Annotated in this window: 22 protein-coding genes and 2 pseudogenes; 13 read left to right on the top strand and 11 right to left on the bottom strand. The window is 59.6% G+C overall.

Features of this window, described 5'->3' with window-relative positions:
* Window positions 1-119: 119 nt before the first annotated feature.
* The 8 genes from norV to AACX78_RS21165 all read left to right on the top strand — a co-directional run bounded on the left by norV (window position 120) and on the right by AACX78_RS21165 (window position 7,729).
* Window positions 120-1,652: an anaerobic nitric oxide reductase flavorubredoxin gene (gene norV / locus AACX78_RS21200; RefSeq protein ID WP_159167343.1), complete on the top strand. Its 1,533-nt coding sequence runs from the start codon at window positions 120-122 to the stop codon at window positions 1,650-1,652.
* Window positions 1,649-2,827, top strand: a complete 1,179-nt coding sequence (gene norW / locus AACX78_RS21195) for an NADH:flavorubredoxin reductase NorW (protein WP_159167342.1) — start codon at window positions 1,649-1,651, stop codon at window positions 2,825-2,827. Before norV ends, norW begins: the two co-directional genes overlap by 4 nt.
* Window positions 2,828-2,878: 51 nt before the next feature.
* Window positions 2,879-3,220 (top strand): DUF1971 domain-containing protein, encoded by a 342-nt coding sequence (locus AACX78_RS21190; protein WP_125609275.1) that lies wholly within the window; start codon window positions 2,879-2,881, stop codon window positions 3,218-3,220.
* Between the two features lie 116 nt (window positions 3,221-3,336).
* Window positions 3,337-4,554: a 4Fe-4S binding protein gene (locus AACX78_RS21185; protein WP_159167341.1), complete on the top strand. Its 1,218-nt coding sequence runs from the start codon at window positions 3,337-3,339 to the stop codon at window positions 4,552-4,554.
* A gap of 287 nt (window positions 4,555-4,841) precedes the next feature.
* On the top strand, window positions 4,842-6,068 hold the full coding sequence (locus tag AACX78_RS21180; protein ID WP_159167340.1) for an aromatic amino acid transporter: 1,227 nt from the start codon (window positions 4,842-4,844) through the stop codon (window positions 6,066-6,068).
* Between the two features lie 208 nt (window positions 6,069-6,276).
* Window positions 6,277-6,657 carry a hypothetical protein gene (locus AACX78_RS21175; RefSeq protein WP_059169309.1) on the top strand — a complete coding sequence of 127 codons (381 nt, stop codon included), beginning with the start codon at window positions 6,277-6,279 and terminating at the stop codon, window positions 6,655-6,657.
* Between the two features lie 24 nt (window positions 6,658-6,681).
* Complete coding sequence (locus AACX78_RS21170) at window positions 6,682-7,365, top strand: ArsR/SmtB family transcription factor (protein WP_159167339.1); 684 nt, start codon at window positions 6,682-6,684, stop codon at window positions 7,363-7,365.
* A 64-nt stretch (window positions 7,366-7,429) separates the two neighbouring features.
* Window positions 7,430-7,729 carry a toxin gene (locus AACX78_RS21165; RefSeq protein ID WP_021139539.1) on the top strand — a complete coding sequence of 100 codons (300 nt, stop codon included), beginning with the start codon at window positions 7,430-7,432 and terminating at the stop codon, window positions 7,727-7,729.
* Window positions 7,730-7,827: 98 nt separating this feature from the next.
* On the opposite strand, the gene AACX78_RS21160 is transcribed toward AACX78_RS21165, so the two are convergent.
* The 3 genes from AACX78_RS21160 to AACX78_RS21150 form a co-directional block, all read right to left on the bottom strand.
* On the bottom strand, window positions 7,828-8,304 hold the full coding sequence (locus tag AACX78_RS21160; RefSeq protein ID WP_113721465.1) for a DM13 domain-containing protein: 477 nt from the start codon (window positions 8,302-8,304) through the stop codon (window positions 7,828-7,830).
* Window positions 8,305-8,463: 159 nt separating this feature from the next.
* Window positions 8,464-9,231 (bottom strand): EAL domain-containing protein, encoded by a 768-nt coding sequence (locus AACX78_RS21155; protein ID WP_159167338.1) that lies wholly within the window; start codon window positions 9,229-9,231, stop codon window positions 8,464-8,466.
* Window positions 9,232-9,367: 136 nt separating this feature from the next.
* Window positions 9,368-10,165 (bottom strand): hypothetical protein, encoded by a 798-nt coding sequence (locus AACX78_RS21150; protein ID WP_159167337.1) that lies wholly within the window; start codon window positions 10,163-10,165, stop codon window positions 9,368-9,370.
* A 233-nt stretch (window positions 10,166-10,398) separates the two neighbouring features.
* Between AACX78_RS21150 and AACX78_RS21145 the strand changes: the two are divergent.
* Together AACX78_RS21145 and AACX78_RS21140 are read left to right on the top strand one after the other, a co-directional pair.
* Window positions 10,399-10,602 (top strand): annotated as a pseudogene (locus AACX78_RS21145) (adenylyl-sulfate kinase); the annotation flags it as partial.
* Window positions 10,603-10,860: 258 nt separating this feature from the next.
* A complete protein-coding gene (locus tag AACX78_RS21140; RefSeq protein WP_159167336.1) occupies window positions 10,861-11,547 on the top strand; it encodes a hypothetical protein in 687 nt (228 codons plus the stop codon).
* Window positions 11,548-11,710: 163 nt separating this feature from the next.
* On the opposite strand, the gene glyS is transcribed toward AACX78_RS21140, so the two are convergent.
* Entirely contained in the window at window positions 11,711-13,780 is a 2,070-nt protein-coding gene (gene glyS, locus AACX78_RS21135) for a glycine--tRNA ligase subunit beta (RefSeq protein WP_159167335.1), read from the bottom strand.
* A 9-nt stretch (window positions 13,781-13,789) separates the two neighbouring features.
* Window positions 13,790-14,713: a glycine--tRNA ligase subunit alpha gene (gene glyQ, locus AACX78_RS21130; RefSeq protein ID WP_005320598.1), complete on the bottom strand. Its 924-nt coding sequence runs from the start codon at window positions 14,711-14,713 to the stop codon at window positions 13,790-13,792.
* A 221-nt stretch (window positions 14,714-14,934) separates the two neighbouring features.
* Between glyQ and AACX78_RS21125 the strand changes: the two genes are divergently transcribed.
* Both AACX78_RS21125 and AACX78_RS21120 read left to right on the top strand, forming a co-directional pair.
* Complete coding sequence (locus tag AACX78_RS21125; RefSeq protein WP_159167334.1) at window positions 14,935-15,507, top strand: DNA-3-methyladenine glycosylase I; 573 nt, start codon at window positions 14,935-14,937, stop codon at window positions 15,505-15,507.
* Window positions 15,508-15,762: 255 nt separating this feature from the next.
* On the top strand, window positions 15,763-16,419 hold the full coding sequence (locus AACX78_RS21120) for an OmpA family lipoprotein (RefSeq protein WP_159167333.1): 657 nt from the start codon (window positions 15,763-15,765) through the stop codon (window positions 16,417-16,419).
* A gap of 122 nt (window positions 16,420-16,541) precedes the next feature.
* On the opposite strand, the gene AACX78_RS21115 is transcribed toward AACX78_RS21120, so the two are convergent.
* From AACX78_RS21115 to AACX78_RS21105, 3 genes and pseudogenes are all read right to left on the bottom strand, one after another.
* Window positions 16,542-16,889 carry a RidA family protein gene (locus tag AACX78_RS21115; protein WP_155604029.1) on the bottom strand — a complete coding sequence of 116 codons (348 nt, stop codon included), beginning with the start codon at window positions 16,887-16,889 and terminating at the stop codon, window positions 16,542-16,544.
* Window positions 16,890-16,908: 19 nt separating this feature from the next.
* A complete protein-coding gene (gene tusA, locus AACX78_RS21110) occupies window positions 16,909-17,154 on the bottom strand; it encodes a sulfurtransferase TusA (RefSeq protein ID WP_201302918.1) in 246 nt (81 codons plus the stop codon).
* A 14-nt stretch (window positions 17,155-17,168) separates the two neighbouring features.
* A pseudogene (locus tag AACX78_RS21105) lies at window positions 17,169-17,264 on the bottom strand (sulfurtransferase TusA); the annotation flags it as partial.
* Between the two features lie 171 nt (window positions 17,265-17,435).
* On the opposite strand from AACX78_RS21105, the gene AACX78_RS21100 reads away from it, so the two are divergent.
* Window positions 17,436-17,627, top strand: coding sequence for a hypothetical protein (locus AACX78_RS21100; protein ID WP_005320579.1), 192 nt, complete (start codon window positions 17,436-17,438; stop codon window positions 17,625-17,627).
* Window positions 17,628-17,701: 74 nt separating this feature from the next.
* On the opposite strand, the gene AACX78_RS21095 is transcribed toward AACX78_RS21100, so the two are convergent.
* From AACX78_RS21095 to AACX78_RS21085, 3 genes are read right to left on the bottom strand one after another with little or no spacing between them, the layout of a single operon-like run.
* On the bottom strand, window positions 17,702-18,940 hold the full coding sequence (locus AACX78_RS21095; RefSeq protein ID WP_159167331.1) for an ABC transporter substrate-binding protein: 1,239 nt from the start codon (window positions 18,938-18,940) through the stop codon (window positions 17,702-17,704).
* Entirely contained in the window at window positions 18,937-19,071 is a 135-nt protein-coding gene (locus AACX78_RS21090) for a hypothetical protein (protein ID WP_265178815.1), read from the bottom strand. The genes AACX78_RS21095 and AACX78_RS21090 overlap by 4 nt, the downstream gene beginning before the upstream one ends.
* Window positions 19,072-19,075: 4 nt before the next feature.
* Window positions 19,076-20,521 carry an ATP-binding protein gene (locus tag AACX78_RS21085; RefSeq protein WP_021140662.1) on the bottom strand — a complete coding sequence of 482 codons (1,446 nt, stop codon included), beginning with the start codon at window positions 20,519-20,521 and terminating at the stop codon, window positions 19,076-19,078.
* Between the last annotated feature and the right edge of the window lie 36 nt (window positions 20,522-20,557).

Below are 20,557 nucleotides of genomic sequence, written 5' to 3'. Positions count from 1 at the left end.
GTCTAAATGACAACGCCTGAAATACGTTTTCTATAAAAACAATGAGTTACGAGTTGGCACGTCAACTGCAATGGTCCGTTCAGTCGTACATTCGCTATTGCATTCTGAGGAACAACTTGATGACCATTCACGTCAAAAACAACATTCACTGGGTCGGCCAACGGGACTGGGAGGTGCGCGATTTTCACGGCACCGAGTACAAGACCCACAAGGGCACCAGCTACAACAGCTATCTCATCCGCGAAGGCAAGAATGTGCTGATCGATACGGTCGATCACAAGTTCAGCCGCGAGTTTGTGCAGAATCTGGCGGCCGAGATCGATCTCGCCTCCATCGACGTTATCGTGATCAACCACGCCGAGGAGGATCACGCCGGCGCCCTGACCGAGCTGATGGCCCGCATCCCGGGCACCCCCATCTACTGCACCCACAACGCCATCGACTCCATCACGGGTCACCATCATCATCCAGAGTGGAATTTCCACCCGGTGAAAACCGGCGACAGCCTGGATATCGGCAACGGCAAGCAGCTGGTGTTTATCGAGACTCCCATGCTGCATTGGCCCGACAGCATGATGACCTATATGACGGAGGATGCTGTGCTCTTCTCCAACGACGCCTTCGGCCAGCACTACTGCGACGAGCACCTGTTCAACGACGAGGTGGATCAGATTGAGCTGATGGAGCAGTGCCAGCGCTACTACGCCAACATACTCACCCCCTTCAGCCCGCTGGTGACCGCCAAGATCAAGGAGGTGCTGGGCTTCAACCTGCCGGTGAGCATGGTGGCAACCTCCCACGGCATCGTCTGGCGCGACGATCCCACCCAGATCATCCTGAAATACCTGGAGTGGGCCGACCACTACCAGGAGGATCGCATCACCCTCTTCTACGACTCCATGTCCAACAACACCCGCATGATGGCCGATGCCATCGCCCAGGGCATCCACGAGGTGGACCCCGGGGTGGCGGTGAAGATCTACAACGTGGCGCGCCACGACAAGAACGAGATCCTGACCCAGGTGTTCCGCTCCAAAGGGGTGCTGGTGGGCTCCTCCACCATGAACAACGTCATGATGCCCAAGGTGGCGGGCATGCTCGAAGAGATCACCGGCCTGCGTTTTCGCAACAAGCGCGCTTCGGCCTTCGGCAGCTACGGCTGGACCGGCGGTGCCGTTGACCGGATCCAGACCCGGCTGATGGATGCGGGTTTCGACATCAGCATCTCCCTCAAGGCCAAGTGGCGCCCCGACGGATCGGCGCTGGCCCTGTGCCGCGAGCATGGTCGCCAGCTCGCCCGCCAGTGGGCACTGCACCCGCTCGAGGCGCCCCGCCCGATCATCACAACTAGCGCCGCAGCGGCTCCGGTAGTTGAGGCAGGAGTTGTGGTTGAGATGAGTGTCCCCGCTTTTTCTGGTGCGATGGGGATCCCTGCATCTCGCGGCGTGGCCCCGACCACCTGCGAGCAGGACGATGACCAGCCCATGCTCTGCACCGTCTGCCAGTGGATCTATGACCCGGCTCTGGGTGAGCCGGATCAGCTGGTGGCGCCGGGTACCCCCTGGGCCCGGGTGCCGGAGAGCTTCCTTTGCCCTGGCTGCGGCATCGGCAAGGAGGTATTCGAGCCCTGCGCGATGGAGGCCTGTGTATGAAGGCTGCGACTCTGAGTGAGGCCGGTGTCAGCCGGGAGATATTGGTGATCGGCAGCGGTTTCGCCGCCCAGCAACTGGTCAAGAGCCTGCGCAAGCTGGATGCCGAGCAGCCCATTTGTCTCATCACGGCCGACAGCGGCGACGAGTACAACAAGCCGGATCTCAGCCACGTGGTGAGCCGAGGTTGCACCGCAGCGGCCATGACCCGGCTGAGCGGCAGCGACTTTGCCGAGCAGCAGCGCATCGCGTTGCTGCCCCACTGCCCCGTGCTTGGCATCGATCCTGCTCGTCGTATTGTGATGACCGGGCAGGGGGAGTTTGCCTATGGTCAGCTGGTGCTGGCCACCGGCGCCAGTGCGGCCCGCCCCTACCTGCCTGGCAGTGAGCATCTGGTGACCCTCAACAGCCTGCAAGAGTACGCCGCTGCCGAGGGGCCAATCCAGCAGGCCCGCCGCATCATGGTGCTGGGGGCAGGACTGATTGGCTGCGAGCTGGCGATGGACATGGCGAGCTATGATCGCGAGGTCACTCTGGTGGATCTGGCCGACAGCCCGCTCAGCGCCCTGTTGCCTGCAGTGCTGAGTCAGCCACTGCAGCAGGCACTGCGCAGTCAGGGAGTGAAGTTGCAACTGGGTCAGGGTATCGCTGAACTGAGCCTGCTCGATCCCGATCGGCCCCAGGGTGGCTGGCGCGTCACCCTGAGTAACGGGCGCGTCAGCGAGCAGGATCTGGTGATCGCCGCCATCGGCCTGAAGCCGAATCTGGTACTGGCACAAGCCGCCGGGCTCGCGGTCGAGCGCGGCATCCTGGTCGACGACAGCTTGCAGACCAGCGCTCCCCATATCTTCGCACTGGGTGATTGCGCCCAGTGGCGAGGACAGCTGCTCCCCTTCCTGCAACCCATAGTGCTGGGGGCCAATGCGCTGGCGCGTACCCTGCTTGGCATGCCGACCCCACTGACCCTGCCGCCCATGCTGGTGAAGGTGAAGACGCCGCGTTATCCCTTGCAGCTGGCGGGCCGCACCAAGGGCGAGGATCTCGCCTGGCAGTGCCGCTGGAACAGCCAAGGCATGGTGGCCGAGGCGCACGGCGAGGATGGCGAGCTGTGCGGTTTCGTGGTGGGAGGTGATCAGATGAGTGCCGCCTTCCCGCTGCTGCGCCAGTTGCCCCGTTGATTCATTGATAACGTCAGGTCGGGTTGACCCGGCCACTTGAGGAGAATTGCTATGTCCATGCAACTTATTCCGTCTCACTGGGTGGTGCGTCGTTCCACTCCCTTCTTTACCCGCGAGAATGTGCCCCAGGCCCTGCTCAGCCACCACAATACGGCGGCCGGGGTGTTCGGCCAGCTCTGCGTGATGGCGGGCACAGTCACCTATCACGGCTTTGCCGACGAGCAGGCCGAGGAGCCCGAAGTCAGCCTGGTGATCCGGGCCGGGGAGTTTGCCACCAGCCCGCCCCAGTACTGGCACAGGGTCGAGCTGTCGGAGGATGCCCGCTTCAACATCCACTTCTGGGCCGAGCAGGCAGAATCCGATCAGCCCCTGTTCAACAGCCGCAAAGGGTGAGAACGGGTGGGGGCCAATCCGGGTGAATGGCCCCCTCTGCCCATGCAGATCAAAATAATCAACTCAGATGTTGGTTATTCTGTGCCCCTGAGTCGAATGAGTGCTGTGGGGGGAAAATGAGTGTGTTCGAAGCCGTGACCCTGGCCTGTGGCCTGGTCTATCTGGTCCTGTTGCAATGGCAGGCAGGGCCCGGCTGGTCATGGCGCCTCTCCCTCGGCTTGCTGCTCGTCGGCTGGTTGGTGGCGGCGGATCTCACCCTCTGGCTCGCACTGGGGCTGGTGGTTGGCACCCTCAGCCTGTTTCATCGCTACAAGCCGCTACCGATGCCAAGCGAGATCAACAGCCAGCCGCTGCGGGAGTGGACCCGCCATCTGCTGCTGCTCTGCTGGGGGCTGGTGACTGTGCAGTATGGCCTGCATATCTGGCAGCTGGGGCAGGGGATACCTCCCTGGCTGGTGCGTCCGGACGTGGTCGACAGCTTCCTGCCCATCGCCGGTGGGCTCGGGCTGCGGGCCTGGCTCAGTCAGGGCATAGTGGACCCCCATCATCCGGCTGCCACCATCACAGTGCTGGTGCTCTGCCTGTCGGCCCTGCTGCTGGGGCGGGCCTTCTGCGCTTGGTTCTGCCCGATCGGGCTGGTGGGTGAGTGGTTGCATCGTCTGCGCAGTCGATTGATGGCGGGGGAGTGGACGCCGCCGCGCTGGCTCGATGCCGTGCTGCGTTCCCAGAAATTCCTGGTACTCGGCTTTTTGCTCTTCATCATTCTGCTGGCGGTGCCCGCTGCCGCCCTGCCCGGCTATCTCGCCAGTCCCTATCATCAGGCGGCGGACATGAAGATGGGCGCCTTCTTCTTCAATTTGAACCTCATCTCCGGCCTCTGTCTGGGCTGGGTGCTGCTGATCACTGCCCTTTTTCGGCAGGGCTTCTGCCGCTACCTCTGCCCCTACGGCGCCTGGCTCGCCCTGCTGGGCTTGTTGACCCCGCTGCGCATTCGCCGCGACCCGGCCCGCTGCCTGCGCAGCGTTGGCCATGACTGCGACAAGTGCAGCCGGGCCTGCCCGTCCCGCATTCAGGTACATCAGCTGATCGCGGTGCGCAGTCTGGAGTGCAGCAGCTGCCTGAGCTGTGTCGCCGCCTGCCCCAAACGGGCCGATGCGCTGCACCTTGGCAGCAAAACGAGCCGGCTCACTCCTCGCTGGCTGCTGGGCCTGCTCTGCCTGCTGTTGTTGATACTGCCGCTGTTCTCCTACGGCCTGCTGGATATCTGGGTCAGCCAGACACCGCGGGCGGTGCGGGCCCAGCTGCTGCAGCTGTTGCCCCAACTGGCGCATTGAGCACCGATGAGTCAGTGGCAGGTGCTCCTCTGAGGGGCGCCGGGCTGTCTGAGGATGCATCCGCATTTGATACCTGAGGGGTAGCAGGGTAAAGTCCCTTCCCCGACATGATGGCCCTGCTGCCATGTCGGGCCGGCAGCTAGCCCCGGTCACACCTTGCTCCGCTTTCGAAGCAGCAAGCACCCGGCGCCGGCAGCAAGATGAGCGCGATCTACCATGACAACCGGCGTAGCAAATGCAACGGTCCGCGGTCGCGATCAGATCAACAATCGTCTTTGGAGAAGTAAATGGGACAGAAACCATCTTTGGTGGGCGGGGCATGCATCATTGCCGGCGTCTGTGTGGGGGCCGGCATGCTGGGCTTGCCGAGTGCCGGGGCGGGCGCCTGGACCATCTGGTCCATCCTGGCCATTACCCTGACCATGGTAGTGATGACGGTCTCTGGCTGGATGCTACTGGAATCCTATCAGGGCTACCCGCTGCGCGTGTCGTTCGATACCGTGACCCGGGAGTTGCTGGGGGACAAGGTCAACGCCCTCAACAACATCACCGTCTACTTCGTCGGTGGCATACTGCTTTACGCCTACATCACCTCGGCCGGTCTCATCATAGATGGGATGACGGGGATCGGCAGCCACTGGGCCTCAGTTCTGTTCACCCTGGGCTTCTCCGGGCTGGTATGGCACTCGACCCGGGCTGTGGATCGTATCTCGGTCGTGCTGGTCATCGCCATGGGGCTGAGCTTCGTGTTCGGCATCTCGGGTCTCTCCCTCAACATCAAGCCGACCCTGTTGTTCGATACCCTGAGCGAGCACGCCAGCTATGCACCCTATGCGCTCGCCATGCTGCCGGTGGCACTGACCTCGTTCGGTTATCACCACTCTGTCTCCTCCATGCGCGCCTATTACGGTGAGGAGCGCCGCGCCCGTTACGCCATTCTCGGTGGTACCGCCATAGCGCTGCTGTTCTACCTGATCTGGCTGGTGAGCGTGTTCGGCAACCTGCCGCGCAGCGAGTTCGGGCCCGTGGTGGCGCAGGGCGGCAACGTCGACGTGTTGCTCAAGGCCTTGGCTTCGGTGATAGAGTCGGAGGCCGTCTCCAACGCCCTCAACCTCTTCTCCATGGCCGCTATCCTCTCCTCCTTTATTGGTGTGGGTCTGGGTGTGTTCGACTATCTGGCGGATCTGTTCAAGTTCGACAACAGTCCCAAGGGCCGCGCCAAGTCATGGGGTGTGACCTTCCTGCCACCGCTGCTGCTCTCCCTGCTGTTCCCGTTCGGTTTCCTGATGGCCATCGGCTACGCAGGCGCAGTGGCGACCCTCTGGACCTGCATCATACCGGCGCTGCTGGCCTGGAAGGTGCGCGCCGGCAAGAGCGAGCAAGGCGGCAAAGGTGATGGCTTCCGCGCGCCGGGCGGCCTGCCGATGATAGTGGGGGTCTTGCTGTTCGGTGTGCTGACCGCGCTCTTCCACCTGCTCAATATGGCGGGTCTGCTGCCTGTCTATACCGGCTGATCAAGCCTGGCCAGTCCCACCTGCACTTGTGGGGGATCAACAAAACGGCGCCTTCGGGCGCCGTTTTGGTATAAGGCCAGTGCCCCACTCTTCCCTTGCATCCTGCCCATGCGCCCAGCAAGGGCACACTTCGCTCGCCATCGAAGCGTTGCTGCGGTAGCTCCCTTAATCTGCAGGCTCTTATCGCAAGCAGAATGGAGAGGCAAGGATGTACGATATTCACGTGATGTTGCCCGATAACCCGGGCTCGCTGGGGCAGTTTGGTCTCTTGATGGGACGGGCAGGCGTCAGCCTGGAAGGCGGGGGCATGTTTACTGCGGGTGGAGCAGGTCATGCCCATTTTCTGGTTGAGAATGGTGCCAGGGCGGCCCAGGCTGCAGAGCAGGCCGGTTTGACGGTAGTTGCGGTACGTGAAGTGCTGGTGCGTCGTCTGAAACAGGAAGTGCCGGGTCAGCTTGGCGCCATCTGCAGCGCCTTGGGGGATGCATCGGTCAACATCATCATCCTGTACAGTGACCATGCCAACCAGCTGATACTGGTGACGGATGATATCGACAAGGCCCGCACTGTCACGGCCGAGTGGCAATAGCAACGACGAGCAGAGCGTAGAGATATGAGCGAACAGGACACCCTTGAACAAGGTCTGGCACAGGTGGCGGCCGCCATTGCCGACAGTAGTCGCGCCCGCATGCTGTGCGCCCTGATGGATGGCCGTGCCTGGACGGCCACCGAGCTGAGCACTGTGGCCGAGGTGTCGGCATCCACTGCCAGCAGTCACCTTGCCATGCTCCAGCAACAGGGACTGACGGCCTGTGTCCGGCAGGGCAAGTATCGCTACTACCGCATCGCGAGCCACGAGGTGGCGCTGGTTGTTGAGCAACTGATGGGGCTGGTGGACATGGGCGCCGGTGCGCTCAGGAGTAAGACCCCGGAACGACTGCGCTTTGCCCGCACCTGTTATGACCATCTGGCGGGCGAGCTGGGGGTGAGACTCCATGACAGCCTGATTGCCCGAGGTTGGCTGGACGCCAGCAGTTATGCCCTGACTCCTGAGGGGGAGCACCATTTCGCGCAGCTTGGGGTTGATTGCCAGCCGAGTGGCAAGCGCCACTTTGCTTGCCACTGTCTCGACTGGAGCGAGAGGCGCATGCATCTGGGAGGCGAGCTGGGAACCCGGCTGCTTGCCCATCTTTTGGACAAGGGGTGGCTGGTGCGAGGACTGGGCAGTCGTGAGCTGATCCTGACCGATCGGGGCCAGCGGTTGCTGCAACAGCGGTTCGGCGTTGTGCCACCGTAGTCTGCCATTCAGCTGGTTTGGGCTATAGTTTGGTTCTCTTTGGAGCCTGACTATGGAGATGGCTATGGCATGGACTATCGATGATTCTCAACCCCGGATCCTCTACAACAAGGACAAGCATGTTGCTGTGACCCCGTCGGCCATGAGCAAGTATCACGAATGGCGGCGGGAGATCGAGCGCGGCTCGGATCCCAAGAGTGCCGCCGGCAAGGTCGGCGATATGCACTACGAGCAGCTGAGCGGCAACAACAAGGGGGTCTACACGATCCGGCTCAGTCAGGAGCACAGGGTCGCCTTTACCATCAATGGCACCCTGCAACAGGTCAAGGTGATCAGCATTGGCGGCCACTTCCCTCCGAGTTAGTGTGAGGGGGTGTGCTGCAACAAGAAAAACGGCGCCTTTTGGCGCCTTTTTGATAACAAAAGCTAGCCGTTCGGGGGGGGGGCCATCTGACGTTGAACTCAGCGGTAGCGGGCTGCGGTGATGAATTGGCCGAAGGTTTCACACCAGACGATGACGCTGCTGTAGCGGGCTGGATCGATGCTGGCGGGCAGTGGCACGATAAAGTTGTCGAAGGTTTTGACCGGCCCGACGTGCACCATCTGCGCTTTCAGGCGGGAAAAATCCGCCTCGGTTTCGACAAATTCCGGTGATAGATAGAGCTGGTAATCGGGCCCAGGTGCCAGTTGCCCCATCAGGCTGACGGCGTCGGGCCCAATGCTCACCTTGCCTTCCCCCCAGTGCAGCCGGTCGCTGTCTTTGAGATCCCGACGAAAGGTGCCGCTGAAACTGGCCTGCTGCTGGCTGGCCGCTACCGCTTCACTGCTCGGTGCGGGTGGGGCGATCAGTATGGGCAGGGTATAGATGCCGGCGGCAAACCCCAATCCCCCTATCAGCAGATGAGTCGCCAGCAGCAGGGCCAGGGTCTTGCGTTGCATCATGTCTCTCTCCTTGATAAATGGATGACGATGCCGCTAGCCGCGGCATCCCCACAGACGGGTCACGCTGCTCGCCATCATGCTCCCGGGTCAGGTGAGTGATGGGGGGGATTATGATGATCGATGGCGGGGGCGCTTGCCTGGCTCACCTCTCCCGTTTTACTGAAGGGCATCGAAATCCACGGGGGGCAGTATTTCGAAACCGGGTTTGGCAAACAGATAACCTTGCATCAGGTCTATCCCCATCTCCTGCAGACATGCCATTTCATCCCGGGTTTCGATCCCTTCCGCCAGGGGGGTGATGTTCAACTCCTCAAAGAGGGCGAGACAATGGCGCACAATGGCCTGGCGGACCTTGTCTTTATCGATCCCCCTCAACAGATGCATATCCAGTTTGATGATGTCTGGCAGAAAATCTGCCAGCAGATTGAGACTGGAATACCCGGCGCCAAAGTCATCCATCGCCGTCTTGAAACCGAGTGCCTGGTAGTGATCCACTATGTGGCGAATATGCTGGTTATCCGCCACGCGCTCCACTTCGGTGAACTCGAACATGATCTGCTCGATGGGAAACTGGTGCTCCCGCGCTGCTTGCAAGGTGGTGCGGATGCAGCGCTCCGGACGATAGACCGCATTGGGCAGGAAATTGATGCTCAGCATTCCCTGCATCTTGAGTTTGGCCGCCAGTGCAATGGCTTTGATCCGGCAAAGCTGATCAAAGCGGTAGCGATTGTCATCGTTGACCCGTGAAATCACTGAGTGGGCTGGTTCGTTATTGATCCCCCTGACCAGCGCTTCATAGCCAAATATGGTACGGGTGCGACAGCGAATTATGGGTTGAAAGGCCATGGTGAAATCGAAGCCGAGATCCCCGCTTTCCTGGCACTGCTGGCACGATAGCTGGGGGGGAGCAGAAGGTATGTCCATGCTTTCCTCATAAGGGGGACTGGTGAGCCGGAGCGCGATATCAAGCCTATATCCAGCCTCAAATGATAACAAGCCTGGATGGCGCCCGGAAAACGGTCTGCCAACAGGTGAATTTGCTGCCATTGAACACTAAACGCTATCTGCCGGAAAGAGGCCAGGCCGGTTGCCAGGGTGTGCTCTCTTGCAGCGCTTGTCGTTGATAACGGGCTATGGCGCCTTCCTGTTTCATCTGGCGGATAACGAGCGCCAGCTGGGCCACCAGGTTTTTATGTCTCTCGTGCAGATAAACATATGAGTCAAGGGTATCCATGATGCCTGCGGAATAGATCCTGGTACCGGCTTCAGACCTGGTGATCTGCACGGCTATAGCCTGCCTGGCTACCATGGTTTGCTCAATATAGAGATCGCTGCGCCCTTTGAGCAGTTTGCCCATTCCCTGATCCACAGTGCTGATATCAAACAGCTGGGCGGGTGCCACCACCCTGGACAGTGCCAACTCTGGCAACTTGGCCCCGCGGCGGTATTCCACCCGATAAGAGGTGCCGAGCAGGCTGCTCCACCCCTTGAGCTGAATACCCGGAATGGCGGCATACGCCTCATAGGAGAGGGTGAAGTGGGATTCGGGGACTTTTAGCAGGTGGCGGGTTTGCAGTTGATATTCGGTGGCACGATGTATCTCGCCATCGACCTCGCCACTCTCGGCCATATGGGGGGCTCGCCCGCCCGGGTAACCGGCATAGATGAAGTCGTAGCCAAGGCGCGCAAAGGCATCCTGATAAATCAGCTTCAGCCAGCGGCCGTACATGGACTCCTTGGTATCCAGCGAGCTCACCAGGGTGATGGTGCCTTTGGTCGGTGCGCCCATTACCAATGAGACGTGCAGCAGGAGCAGCATGGCAGAAAAGAAGAGGCAGAAGCTGGGTCTCTGCAGCATGAATTTCCCTGATGGTCAGCGGCTATTAACAGGAGGTTGCTTTCATCATCCTAGCCCACGGCCGTCGCCGATTCAGATTTTTCGGGGGTGAACCGTGCCTGAAAAAGCGATGAGTGTGCCAGCTATGTTACGCCCGGTCACGGCTCGGCGCGACTGGTGCGATCAGGTTCGGCAGGACATGGAGGGGGAGTGAGTTGTCAAAGGCTGGAACTAGGTGGGTGTCCCAGTTTTTCGTCTGCTCCAATCCGAGCCTGCACCGTGAACGGGTCGAGAGCCGGACGGCCGATATTGCGGGGTTTGCATTGCCGGACTGGCAGGCGGTGCTCGACCGTGAATATGAACCCTGGGACAGGGAGCGGCTGATACTGGATAGTGCCACCCTGTCGGTAGCCCAGAGCGTGGAGAAGATTGTCGCCACGTTGGCAAAGCCGTTGTAGGTTCGATTAGCGCAGCGTAATCGGACGATCGAGATGTTTTTGTTTTGGTTGTTCCTGCGAGTCTGCGGCAGCCAGCCGGAGGGGGCAATTCGGCTGGCCGTTATGGCGGGAGAATCGATTTACGCGAACGTCCGATTACGCCTGACGGCTAATCGAACCTACGGGCTGCTCGGATGAGAGAAAAATTGGTGGGTGTCACATTTTTTAATTGTGTTAATGTGTTTTTATTAAATCTGTTCAGGGATATGAGTAGCAATTATGGATATTGTAGATTTTATAAGACAATTCTTTTTTGAGTTATCAAAGCAATTAGAAGCATCAGACTTATACCTCGCGATCTTTGCCGCTTTATTAGGTGCAGTGGTCGGAGCACTGCTTACAATGCTTGTATCGATTCTCTCTGGATTTTTTAATAAATTAAGCTATAACAAATTGGTTAGAATGCAAATTCATCATATAACCGAATCCAATATAATGCGATGTCAAGTTAATATAGGTGTTCTAAATAATGAGATTGATGGATTATCTTCTCGGAGGAAATTCACATTGAATGGTCTTGCTTTGCTTCAAGACTACGAAAATACGTTACTTTATACACCAGCAAAATTTAGACCTACAGAGCTTTTTTTAATCCGCATGCAAACCACAGCATTGAACTCACATCATGCGCAGCTGGCGTCAATGCTAGAACAACGAGCCAGACTGGATATAGAAATTAGAAAAGCCCCCCAAGGTGAGCAAGAGTGGGAGTTAACAGGGCTAAGACTCGAGTATGATAGGCATCTTAAAAATAAATTTTCTGAGATACAAGAATTTACAAAAGCCCTTAGAGATTATATTGACCTTGGATGTTTCAAACGATTCGTTATGAATTTCATTCCTCTAAGAGTGATTAAAAGCCAGTCAATGGAAGTTGTCATGGAGACACCAACTCAGACCAACTAACTGGCACTCTACATCACATTGGAGGACCAATTAGGTAGATCTATTAATTATTTCTTCACTATTAAACCGCCTTTTTTATTAGTGAATATTAAATATATTGGTAAGGATTCAATAAAAAAGGCGCCTCGCGGCGCCGTTTTTAATATCACTTACTCAACCAAGATCACTGCAACAGGGAGATATCCGCTACTTGCAGGAACAGGTTGCGCAGGTTGTTCAGCAGTGCCAGACGGTTGGCCTTGAGGGCCTCGTCGTCGGCCATCACCATGACTTCGTTGAAGAAGGTATCGACCGGCTCGCGCAGGGCGGCCAGACGGGTGAGGGCAGCCTGATAGTCACCGGCAGCGAACAGCGGTGCCAGTTCGGCTTGCAGGGCAGCAACCTGAGTTGCCAGCGCCTTCTCGGCAGCGTCCTGCAGCAGTTCCGGTTTGACGGCAGTCGGCAGTTCGCCTTCGACCTTGGCCAGAATGTTGCTGACGCGCTTGTTGGCAGCAGCCAATGCCAGTGCGGCATCCAGACTGCGGAAGTGGCTGACGGCCTTGACGCGACGATCGAAGTCCAGCGGACGGGTCGGGCGGCGGGCCAGCACGGCCAGCACAACATCGGCACCTATGCCTTCGTCCTGATAGGCGGCGCGGAAGCGACCCAGCATAAAGTCGACCACATCGGTGACGACGGTTTTGTTGGTCAGCTTGTCGCCGTAGACACGTACTGCTTCTTCCACCAGTTCAACCAGATCCAGATCCAGCTGCTTCTCGGTCATGATGCGCAGGGCACCGATGGCGGCGCGGCGCAGAGCGAACGGGTCTTTGTCACCCTTGGGCAGCATGCCGATGCCAAAGATACCGGCCAGGGTGTCGAGCTTGTCGGCCAGCGCCACGGCGCAGGCTTCCAGAGCGGACGGCAGGGCATCACCGGCGAAGCGCGGCATGTACTGCTCGTTGAGGGCTACGGCCACCACTTCGTCTTCGCCATCGTGACGGGCGTAGTGCATCCCCATGACACCCTGGGTGCTGGCGAACTCGCCGACCATGTTGGTCATGAGATCACACTTGGAGAGCAGACCGGCACGCTTGGCCTGAGCCACGTTGGCACCGATGCGCTCGGCGATAAAGCCGGCGACGGTCTCGATGCGCTCGACCTTGGCCTTGACTGTGCCCAGCTGTTGCTGGAACAGCACGGTTTCAAGGCGCGGCAGGCGGGAGGCCAGAGTCTGCTTGAGGTCAGTCTTGAAGAAGAACTCGGCGTCAGAGAGACGGGGGCGAACCACCTTCTCGTTGCCGCTGATGATCTGGCTCGGGTCTTTCGACTCTATGTTGGTGACGAAGATGAACTTCGGCAGCAGCTTGCCGTGCTTGTCGTAGACCGGGAAGTACTTCTGGTCACCCTTCATTGTGTGCACCAGCGCCTCAGCCGGCACGGCCAGGAACTTCTCTTCAAAGTTTGCGGTCAGCACGACCGGCCACTCGACCAGTGCGGTGACCTCTTCCAGCAGGGCGTCGTCCAGATCGGCAACGCCACCGAAGGCGGCAGCGGCCGCTTCGGCGTCAGCCTTGATCTTGGCCTTGCGCGCCATAAAGTCGGCAACCACTTTGCCTTTTTCCAGCAGGATCTGCGGGTACTGGCCGGCGTTGTCGATGGTGAACTCGGGCTCGCCCATAAAGCGGTGACCGCGAATGGTGCGGGCAGAGTCGATACCCAGAATGTGAGCGGGAACCAGATCCCCATCCAGCAGCAGGGTCACGGTGAACACCGGACGCACGAACTGGATGGTCTTGTCGCCCCAGCGCATCATCTTGGGGATGGGCAGCTTGGCCAGTGCAGCAGCGACCAGTTCGCCCAGCAATTCTTTAGCCGGACGGCCTTCGACCTTGGCGGTGTGAACCAGCCACTCACCCTTGTCGGTGACCAGACGCTCGGCCTGTTCAACTGTGATGCCGTTGCCACGGGCCCAGCCTTCGGCAGCCTTGGTCGGCTTGCCTTCGGCATCGAACGCCTGGGAGACGGCCGGGCCGCGCTTCTCGACGCTCTTGCTCGGCTGCTCGCTGGCCAGCGCGTGTACCTTCAGCGCCAGGCGGCGCGGTGAGGCGAACCACTCGACGTCGCAGAAGGCCAGGTCGGCCTTGGTCAGCTCGGCTTTGAAGTTGTCGGCAAAGGCTTCGGCCAGGGAGCGCAGGGCTTTTGGCGGCAGCTCAGCTGTGCCGATCTCTACCAGAAATGTATGTTGTGCCATGTCCGTTCCTTAACCTTGCTTGTTCTCAGTGCGCTTGCACATGGGGAAACCCAGCGCTTCGCGGGAGGCGTAGTAAGCCTCGGCCACGGCCTTGGTCAGGGTGCGAATGCGCAATATGTAGCGCTGACGCTCGGTGACCGAGATGGCCTTGCGGGCATCCAGCAGGTTGAAGGAGTGGGCAGCTTTCAGAATGCGCTCGTAAGCGGGCAGCGGCAGCGGTGTTTCCAGTGCCAGCAGGTGCTGGGCCTCTTTCTCGTACTGCTCGAAGCAGTGGAACAGGAAGTCCACGTCGGCGTGTTCGAAGTTGTAGGTGGACTGCTCCACTTCGTTCTGGTGGAACACGTCGCCGTAGGTGGTCTTGCCCAGCGGGCCATCGGACCAGACCAGGTCATAGACGCTGTCCACGCCCTGGATGTACATGGCCAGACGCTCGAGACCATAGGTGATCTCGCCGGTCACCGGCTTGCACTCCAGGCCGCCAACTTGCTGGAAGTAGGTGAACTGAGTCACTTCCATGCCGTTGAGCCACACCTCCCAGCCCAGACCCCAGGCACCCAGAGTCGGGTTTTCCCAGTTGTCTTCCACGAAGCGAATGTCGTGGATTTCAGGATCCATGCCCAGCTCTTTCAGCGAGCCGAGGTAGAGTTCCTGAATGTTGTCGGGGGAAGGCTTGATGATCACCTGGAACTGGTAGTAGTGCTGCAGGCGGTTCGGGTTTTCACCGTAGCGGCCGTCGGTCGGACGGCGGGACGGTTGCACGTAGGCGCAGGCGATGGGCTCCGGGCCCAGAGCGCGCAGACAGGTCATGGGGTGTGAAGTACCAGCACCCACTTCCATGTCCAGCGGCTGAATAATGGTACAGCCCTGGCGGGACCAATAGTCCTGCAGCTGCAGGATCAGGCCCTGAAAGGTTTTGACATCGAATTTTTGCATAGTGTTTTTCGCGCGAAGTGAAATCAGAGCAAGATTTGCTGAATGTGAACCGAAGGAGTATACCGTCTGGCATGGTCGGATAATAGGCGAAATTGTAGGGGATTCATGGGGCGGGGCTGCGCCGGGCCTGGTTGGCCCGGGATGGAAGCCCCCTCATGTGGCCGATGAAATCCCCTTGTCGGACAGAGAGTCGGGCAGAGAAAAACAACAGGAGACGAAGAATGGAACTGCGCTGCGCCTGGGTGACCAAGGACCCGGAATATATTGAATACCATGACAAGCAGTGGGGCCGGCCGGTCTATGACTCCCGCGAGCTGTTTGCCAAGCTCTGCCTCGATGGCCAGCAGGCGGGGCTGTCGTGGATCACCATCCTCAAGCGTACCGAGAGCTACCATCGAGCCTATGCCGACTTTGATCCTGTGCTGATCGCCCAGTTCGGCGAGCAGGATGTAGAGCGGCTGATGGAGGACACCGGCATTATCCGCAACCGCCTCAAGGTGCAGTCGATCATCAAAAACGCCCGTGCCTATCTGGCGTTGCAAGATCAGGGGATCGACTTCGCCGACTTCCTCTGGGGCTTCGTTGGTGGCGCTCCCATGGTCAACCAGCGGCAGGGCAACGGCGATATTCCGGCCACATCAAAGGAGTCGGATGCCATGTCGAAGGCACTCAAGAAGCTCGGCTTTAACTTCGTCGGCAGCACGATTTGCTACGCCTTCATGCAGGCAGTGGGGATGGTGAACGATCATCTGGTCAGTTGCCCCTGCCACGCCGAGTGTCAGCAGCCCGCCTGAGGCCACTTATCGACCGTGCCAGACTCCCGTCAATAGGCTATCGGTCACGCCGAATGGCCTGGGGGTGTCGGCCACCCTCTTCCTTGCGATAAGTTCGGCTGCATTTGTAGCCGAATTTGGCCCGCCAAGCGCCGCTGGCGCGCAAAAAACGCTCACTCTCGCCAGCCGTTCAGACCTGCGTCAGACAATGGCGTGATGGCGCGTTACAATCCGGCCCCCGGCATGGTGCCGGACTGTATTCATAGAGGTTTTTTCATGCGAGCCAAGATACTGGTGCCAGCCCTGGCACTGACCGTTGCCCTGAGTGGCTGTACTACCAATCCCTATACTGGCGAACAGCAGACTGGCAAGGCCGCCTGGGGTGCGCTGGCCGGCGCCGCGGCGGGCGCCGCCGTGGGGGCGCTCTCCTCCAGCAAGGGGGATCGCAAGAAGGGTATTCTGACTGGCGTGGCCGCCGGCGCCGCCCTGGGTGGCGGTATCGGTTACTACATGGATGTGCAGGAAGCCAAGCTGCGCGAGAAGCTGCAGGGCACTGGCGTCAGCGTGACCCGCAATGGCGACGAGCTGATCCTCAATATGCCGAACAACGTCACTTTCGACAGCTCCAGCGCCCAGCTCAAAGCGGCCGGTGCCAATACTTTGTCCGGCGTTGCCATGGTGGTTGCCGAGTTCGACAAGACCCGCCTGAACGTGGTCGGTCACACCGACAGCACAGGCTCTCGCGATCTGAACATGAAGCTCTCCGCCCAGCGTGCCGATGCCGTAGCCGCCCAGCTGATCGGCCATGGGGTAACGGGTAGCCGTATCTCCACCCAGGGTGTGGGCCCGGATCAGCCGGTTGCCACCAACAGCACTGCCGCCGGCAAGGCTCAGAACCGCCGGGTTACCATCACCCTGATCCCGACCGCGTAAGTTGCCCCGGTTTGTGGTAACGAAAAGGCCCCGCCAGTGATGGCGGGGCCTTTTGCTATCCGGTGTTGCGGACTTAAACGGCCGCAGTGCTTGCGTCAGGGTAGCCAGGCATACCGTTCGGCTTAAACTGCCGCAGTCAGCTGCACTTCCACCTTGTAGCCTTCGTGGGCAAGTCGGGCTTGTACGCAGGCGCGTACCGGTGCCGTGCCAGCCGGGATCCAGGCATCCCACTGTTCGTTGAAGGCGGCGATATCCGCAATGTCCTTCAGATAGATGTTGGCCATCAGGATCTTGTCGACCCCGGAGCCGTTGGCTTCCAGCAGGCGCTGCAGGCTGGTCAGCACTTCGCGGGTTTGCTGGTGAATGTCGGCGTCATCTGTGGCGGGCACTTCCACCACGTAGAGGGTGCCGTTGTGGATGACCACGTCTGACCAACGCTGGGTGGTACCGACTCGGGTAATGGCTGTCATGTTTGCTCCGAAACTGGGCTTATTGACCCTTGCGGATCAGATAGCGGTAGGGGGCCTGCTCTGTCTCGCTGGCGACCAGGGTGTGATCCATGAAGCGGCAGAAACTGGGGATGTCGCGAGTGGTTGAGGGATCGTCGGCGCTGATCAGCAGAGTCTCGCCCTGGGCCATCAAGCGCACTTTTTTACGCACCATCATTACGGGTTCCGGGCAACGAAGCCCGATTGCGTCCAACTCATGAGTCGCATTGCAGAATAAAGTAGTCATCAATAATCAACCTTCAACCGCACTTTCTTGCGCGCTATCGTCACGGGTTCGGGGCAACGAAGCCCGATTGCATCCAATTCATGGGTTGCGTCGCAGAATAAAGTACTCATCAATAATCAACCTTCAACCTATTCAGCTGCCAATGATACTCAAGGCGAAAAAATAATCAAACAATGAGGCCTTAATGCAGCATATGTAACCAAAGTGTGATCTGGCCCTACCCACATCTCGCCTTATGAGTAATATAAAAATTGAATCATATTCAACAAGGAGGTGTGAATATGCAGGTCTCCTACGGCAGATTGCAAGCCTACGCAGGCATGGGGTTCTTGGCTTTCGCCATGATAGTGATGGGCAGCCCGATCGGTAATACCGGCACCTGGTTCGGTGCCATGGTGATGATAGGGTTGGGGCTCTGGATCGAGCTCAGCGATTACTACGACGAAGATGAGGACGAGAACGACAATCCTTGAACAGTTAGTTTCTCCCACAACGACAAAGGCGGATCACCATCCGCCTTTGTCGTTTCTGGCTGTCGAGAAAAGGATTAGCGGGTCGAGCGCATGGCCCGCTCCAGATGCAACGCCGTCTGCTGCGGATTGGCATTGGGATCGTTGAAGAAGTTGCTCAACACATCCATGATCGCCTGGCGCATGTTGGTCGGCGTTGCCATCCCTTCCGCCATGCTGGGCAGCAGATTGCCCTCTCGCTCCGCCAGCAGGAAATCCTGATAGGAGCGCAGGGCGCAGCGATCGAACTTGCTCATGTCCGGCTTGGTAAGGGCGGGGATCGAGCCCTTCACCCGGTTGAACTCCTGCTGGAAGCGCGGCGTCATCAGCAACTGGGCCAGTTCACCCTGTGCCTGCAACTGGGCGGGATCCCGCTGCTTGAACATGGCGATGGAGTCCAGGTTGTAGCTGAACAGACCGTCGCTGCCCGGGCTGGACAGGCACTCTATGTCTTCACCCGGCCTGTAGTTGCTCACGCTCAGCTCCCCCTTCACCCAGTCCCCCATCAGCTGCATGGCGGCTTCGCCGGTTTCCAGCTGGGTGGTAGCCTGATGCCACTTCAAACCGACGAAGCTCTTGGGTACGTAGGCGCGCAACTGCTGGAAGCGAGTCAGCACCCGTACCATGTCGGGGCCGGTCAGGGTCGCGCCGTCCAGTTCGACGAAGGCCTTGCGATAGAAATCCTTGCCTCCCTCGCCCAGCGCCACCGTTTCGAACAGCACCGCCAGCTGCCAGGGTTCGTTGCCGATGGCGAGCGGTGTGATGTTCTGTGCCTTGAGCTGCTCTGCCACCACCACGAACTGGTTCCAGTCGGTAGGCGGGGTCAGCTCCAGCTTGTCGAACACCTTGCGGTTGAGCCAGAGCCAGTTGACGCGGTGAATGCCGGTGGGCACCGCCATCAGGGCGCCATTCTGGCTGAGGGTTTCTCGCACCATGGCCGGTAGCTGCGGATACCAGCCCAAGTGTTCGGCCATGGGTGTGAGGTCGCGAAGAAAGCCGAGCCCGGCCCACTCCCGCAACTCGTAGCCTTTGAGGTGTGCCGCCTCCGGCGGGTTGGCCGCCAGCGCCCGGCTCTTGAGTACCGTCATGGCGCTCTTGCCGCCGCCGCCCTGCACCGCGAAGTCGTTCCACTGGTTGCCCTGCTCGGTCCACTCGGACTTGAGCACCTCCACCGCCTTGGCCTCGCCACCGGAAGTCCACCAATGCAGCACCTCCACCTGGGAGGCGCCTACAGGCAGGGAGAGCAGGGCGACAATGGCAAACGGGAACAACTTCATACTGTGACAGCCTTGAGTGAAGGAGAGTGGTCGGTGCCGACCGCACTCCACCCGTGCAGCACCCCGACACGCTGGGAGGCGGCAACGGGCGAAGAGATCAGGGCGATGACAGAAAAAGATAACCACTTCATAAGGTTACTGCCTTGGTAGGGAGAGGGTGGCCTGCAGGCCGCCCTGCGGGCGATTTTCCAGCACCAGATCGCCGCCATGGGCGTGGGCTATGTTGCGGGCTATGCCCAGACCAAGGCCGGTACCGGCCAGATCCGTGCTGAGCCGGTAGTAGGGCTCGAAGATGCGCTCGAACTGATCGTCCGGCAGGCCGGGGCCCTCATCCATGATGAAGAGGATCAGCATCTCCTCGTCGTCCATGATGATGATGCGCACCTTCTGGCCGTATTTGATGCCGTTGTCCACCAGGTTGCCGATGCAGCGCTTGAGCGCCAGCGGCTTGCCACGGTAGAGCTGCTTGCAGTGGCCCTCTATGGTCAGCCGTTCGTCATGCAGGTTCATGGACTCGGCCATCTGCTCCAGCATGGCGTCTATGTCCAGCTGCTCTATGTTCTCGTGGATGTCGGTGTCTTTCACCGTCTGCAGCGCCCCTTTGACCATCAGCTCCAGCTCGTCCAGGTCCTTGTTGAACTTGCCGATCTGCACCTCGTCATCGAGCAGCTCGACTCTCAGCCGCAGCCGGGTGATGGGGGTCTTGAGATCGTGGGAGATGGAGCTGAACAGCCGCTCCCTATCATCGATATAGCGGCGGATGCGGTGCTGCATGATATTGAAGGCGCGGGTCGCCGCCACGATTTCCGATGCCCCTTCCTCTTTGAGGGATGGCTGGTCTATATCCTTGCCCAGGTTGACCGCCGCCTTGGCGAGACGACGCAGCGGGCGGGTCTGCCAGCGCACCAGCAGGAAGGTGAAGAAGCAGAGAAACACCGTCATCAGGGCGATGAAACGCACCTGGTTGCTCGGCATCACTGTATCGTCGAGGGTCATGTAGGGGGCGGGCAGCAGGGCTGCCAGATAGAGCCATTCACCCGGCTCTATCTCTATCTGGGTCACCAGCACGGGCGGATTGAGCGGTTCCAGCGACAGGGTATAGCGGGCCCAGGAGGAGGGCAGATCCGCCAGCAGGGTGTCGTTGTTGAAGACGTGCAGGTCCTCGGGTCGGGAGAAATCCACCTTGATGGCCATGGCGTCCGAGAGCTTGCGGACCAGCACCCCCTGCACCTCTTTCAGCACCAGCGTCTTGCGCTCGCTGTCGGGGATGGCGCTGATGTGGATCTCTTCCTCGTTGAGTGACACGAAGAAGCGGCTCCCCCCCATATTGCGCAGCTGATCCAGCGCTATGTGGCGGTACTGCAGCGGAAGGGATTTGAAGAAGTTGACGGTGGAGGCGGCCGACAGTGCCAGATTGCGGGTGGTGCTGAGCATGCCTTCCAGCTCCCGTTTCTGGATCTGTTGCATCCAGATACCGGTGAGTATGGTCTGGGAGAGCAGGATGGCGAGCAGCAGCAATAGCAGCATCCGCGACAGCAGGGAGCGGGGGACCAGCGCCCGCCAGAACCAGCCACTCCTCATGGGATCTCGTGCCTTTTGTCGATCAGCATGCCGTTG

It is taken from the genome of Aeromonas sp. 9A, from assembly GCF_963900955.1.
Classification (GTDB): Bacteria; Pseudomonadota; Gammaproteobacteria; order Enterobacterales; family Aeromonadaceae; genus Aeromonas; species Aeromonas salmonicida.
This window is presented reverse-complemented; position numbering and strand designations above follow the sequence as displayed.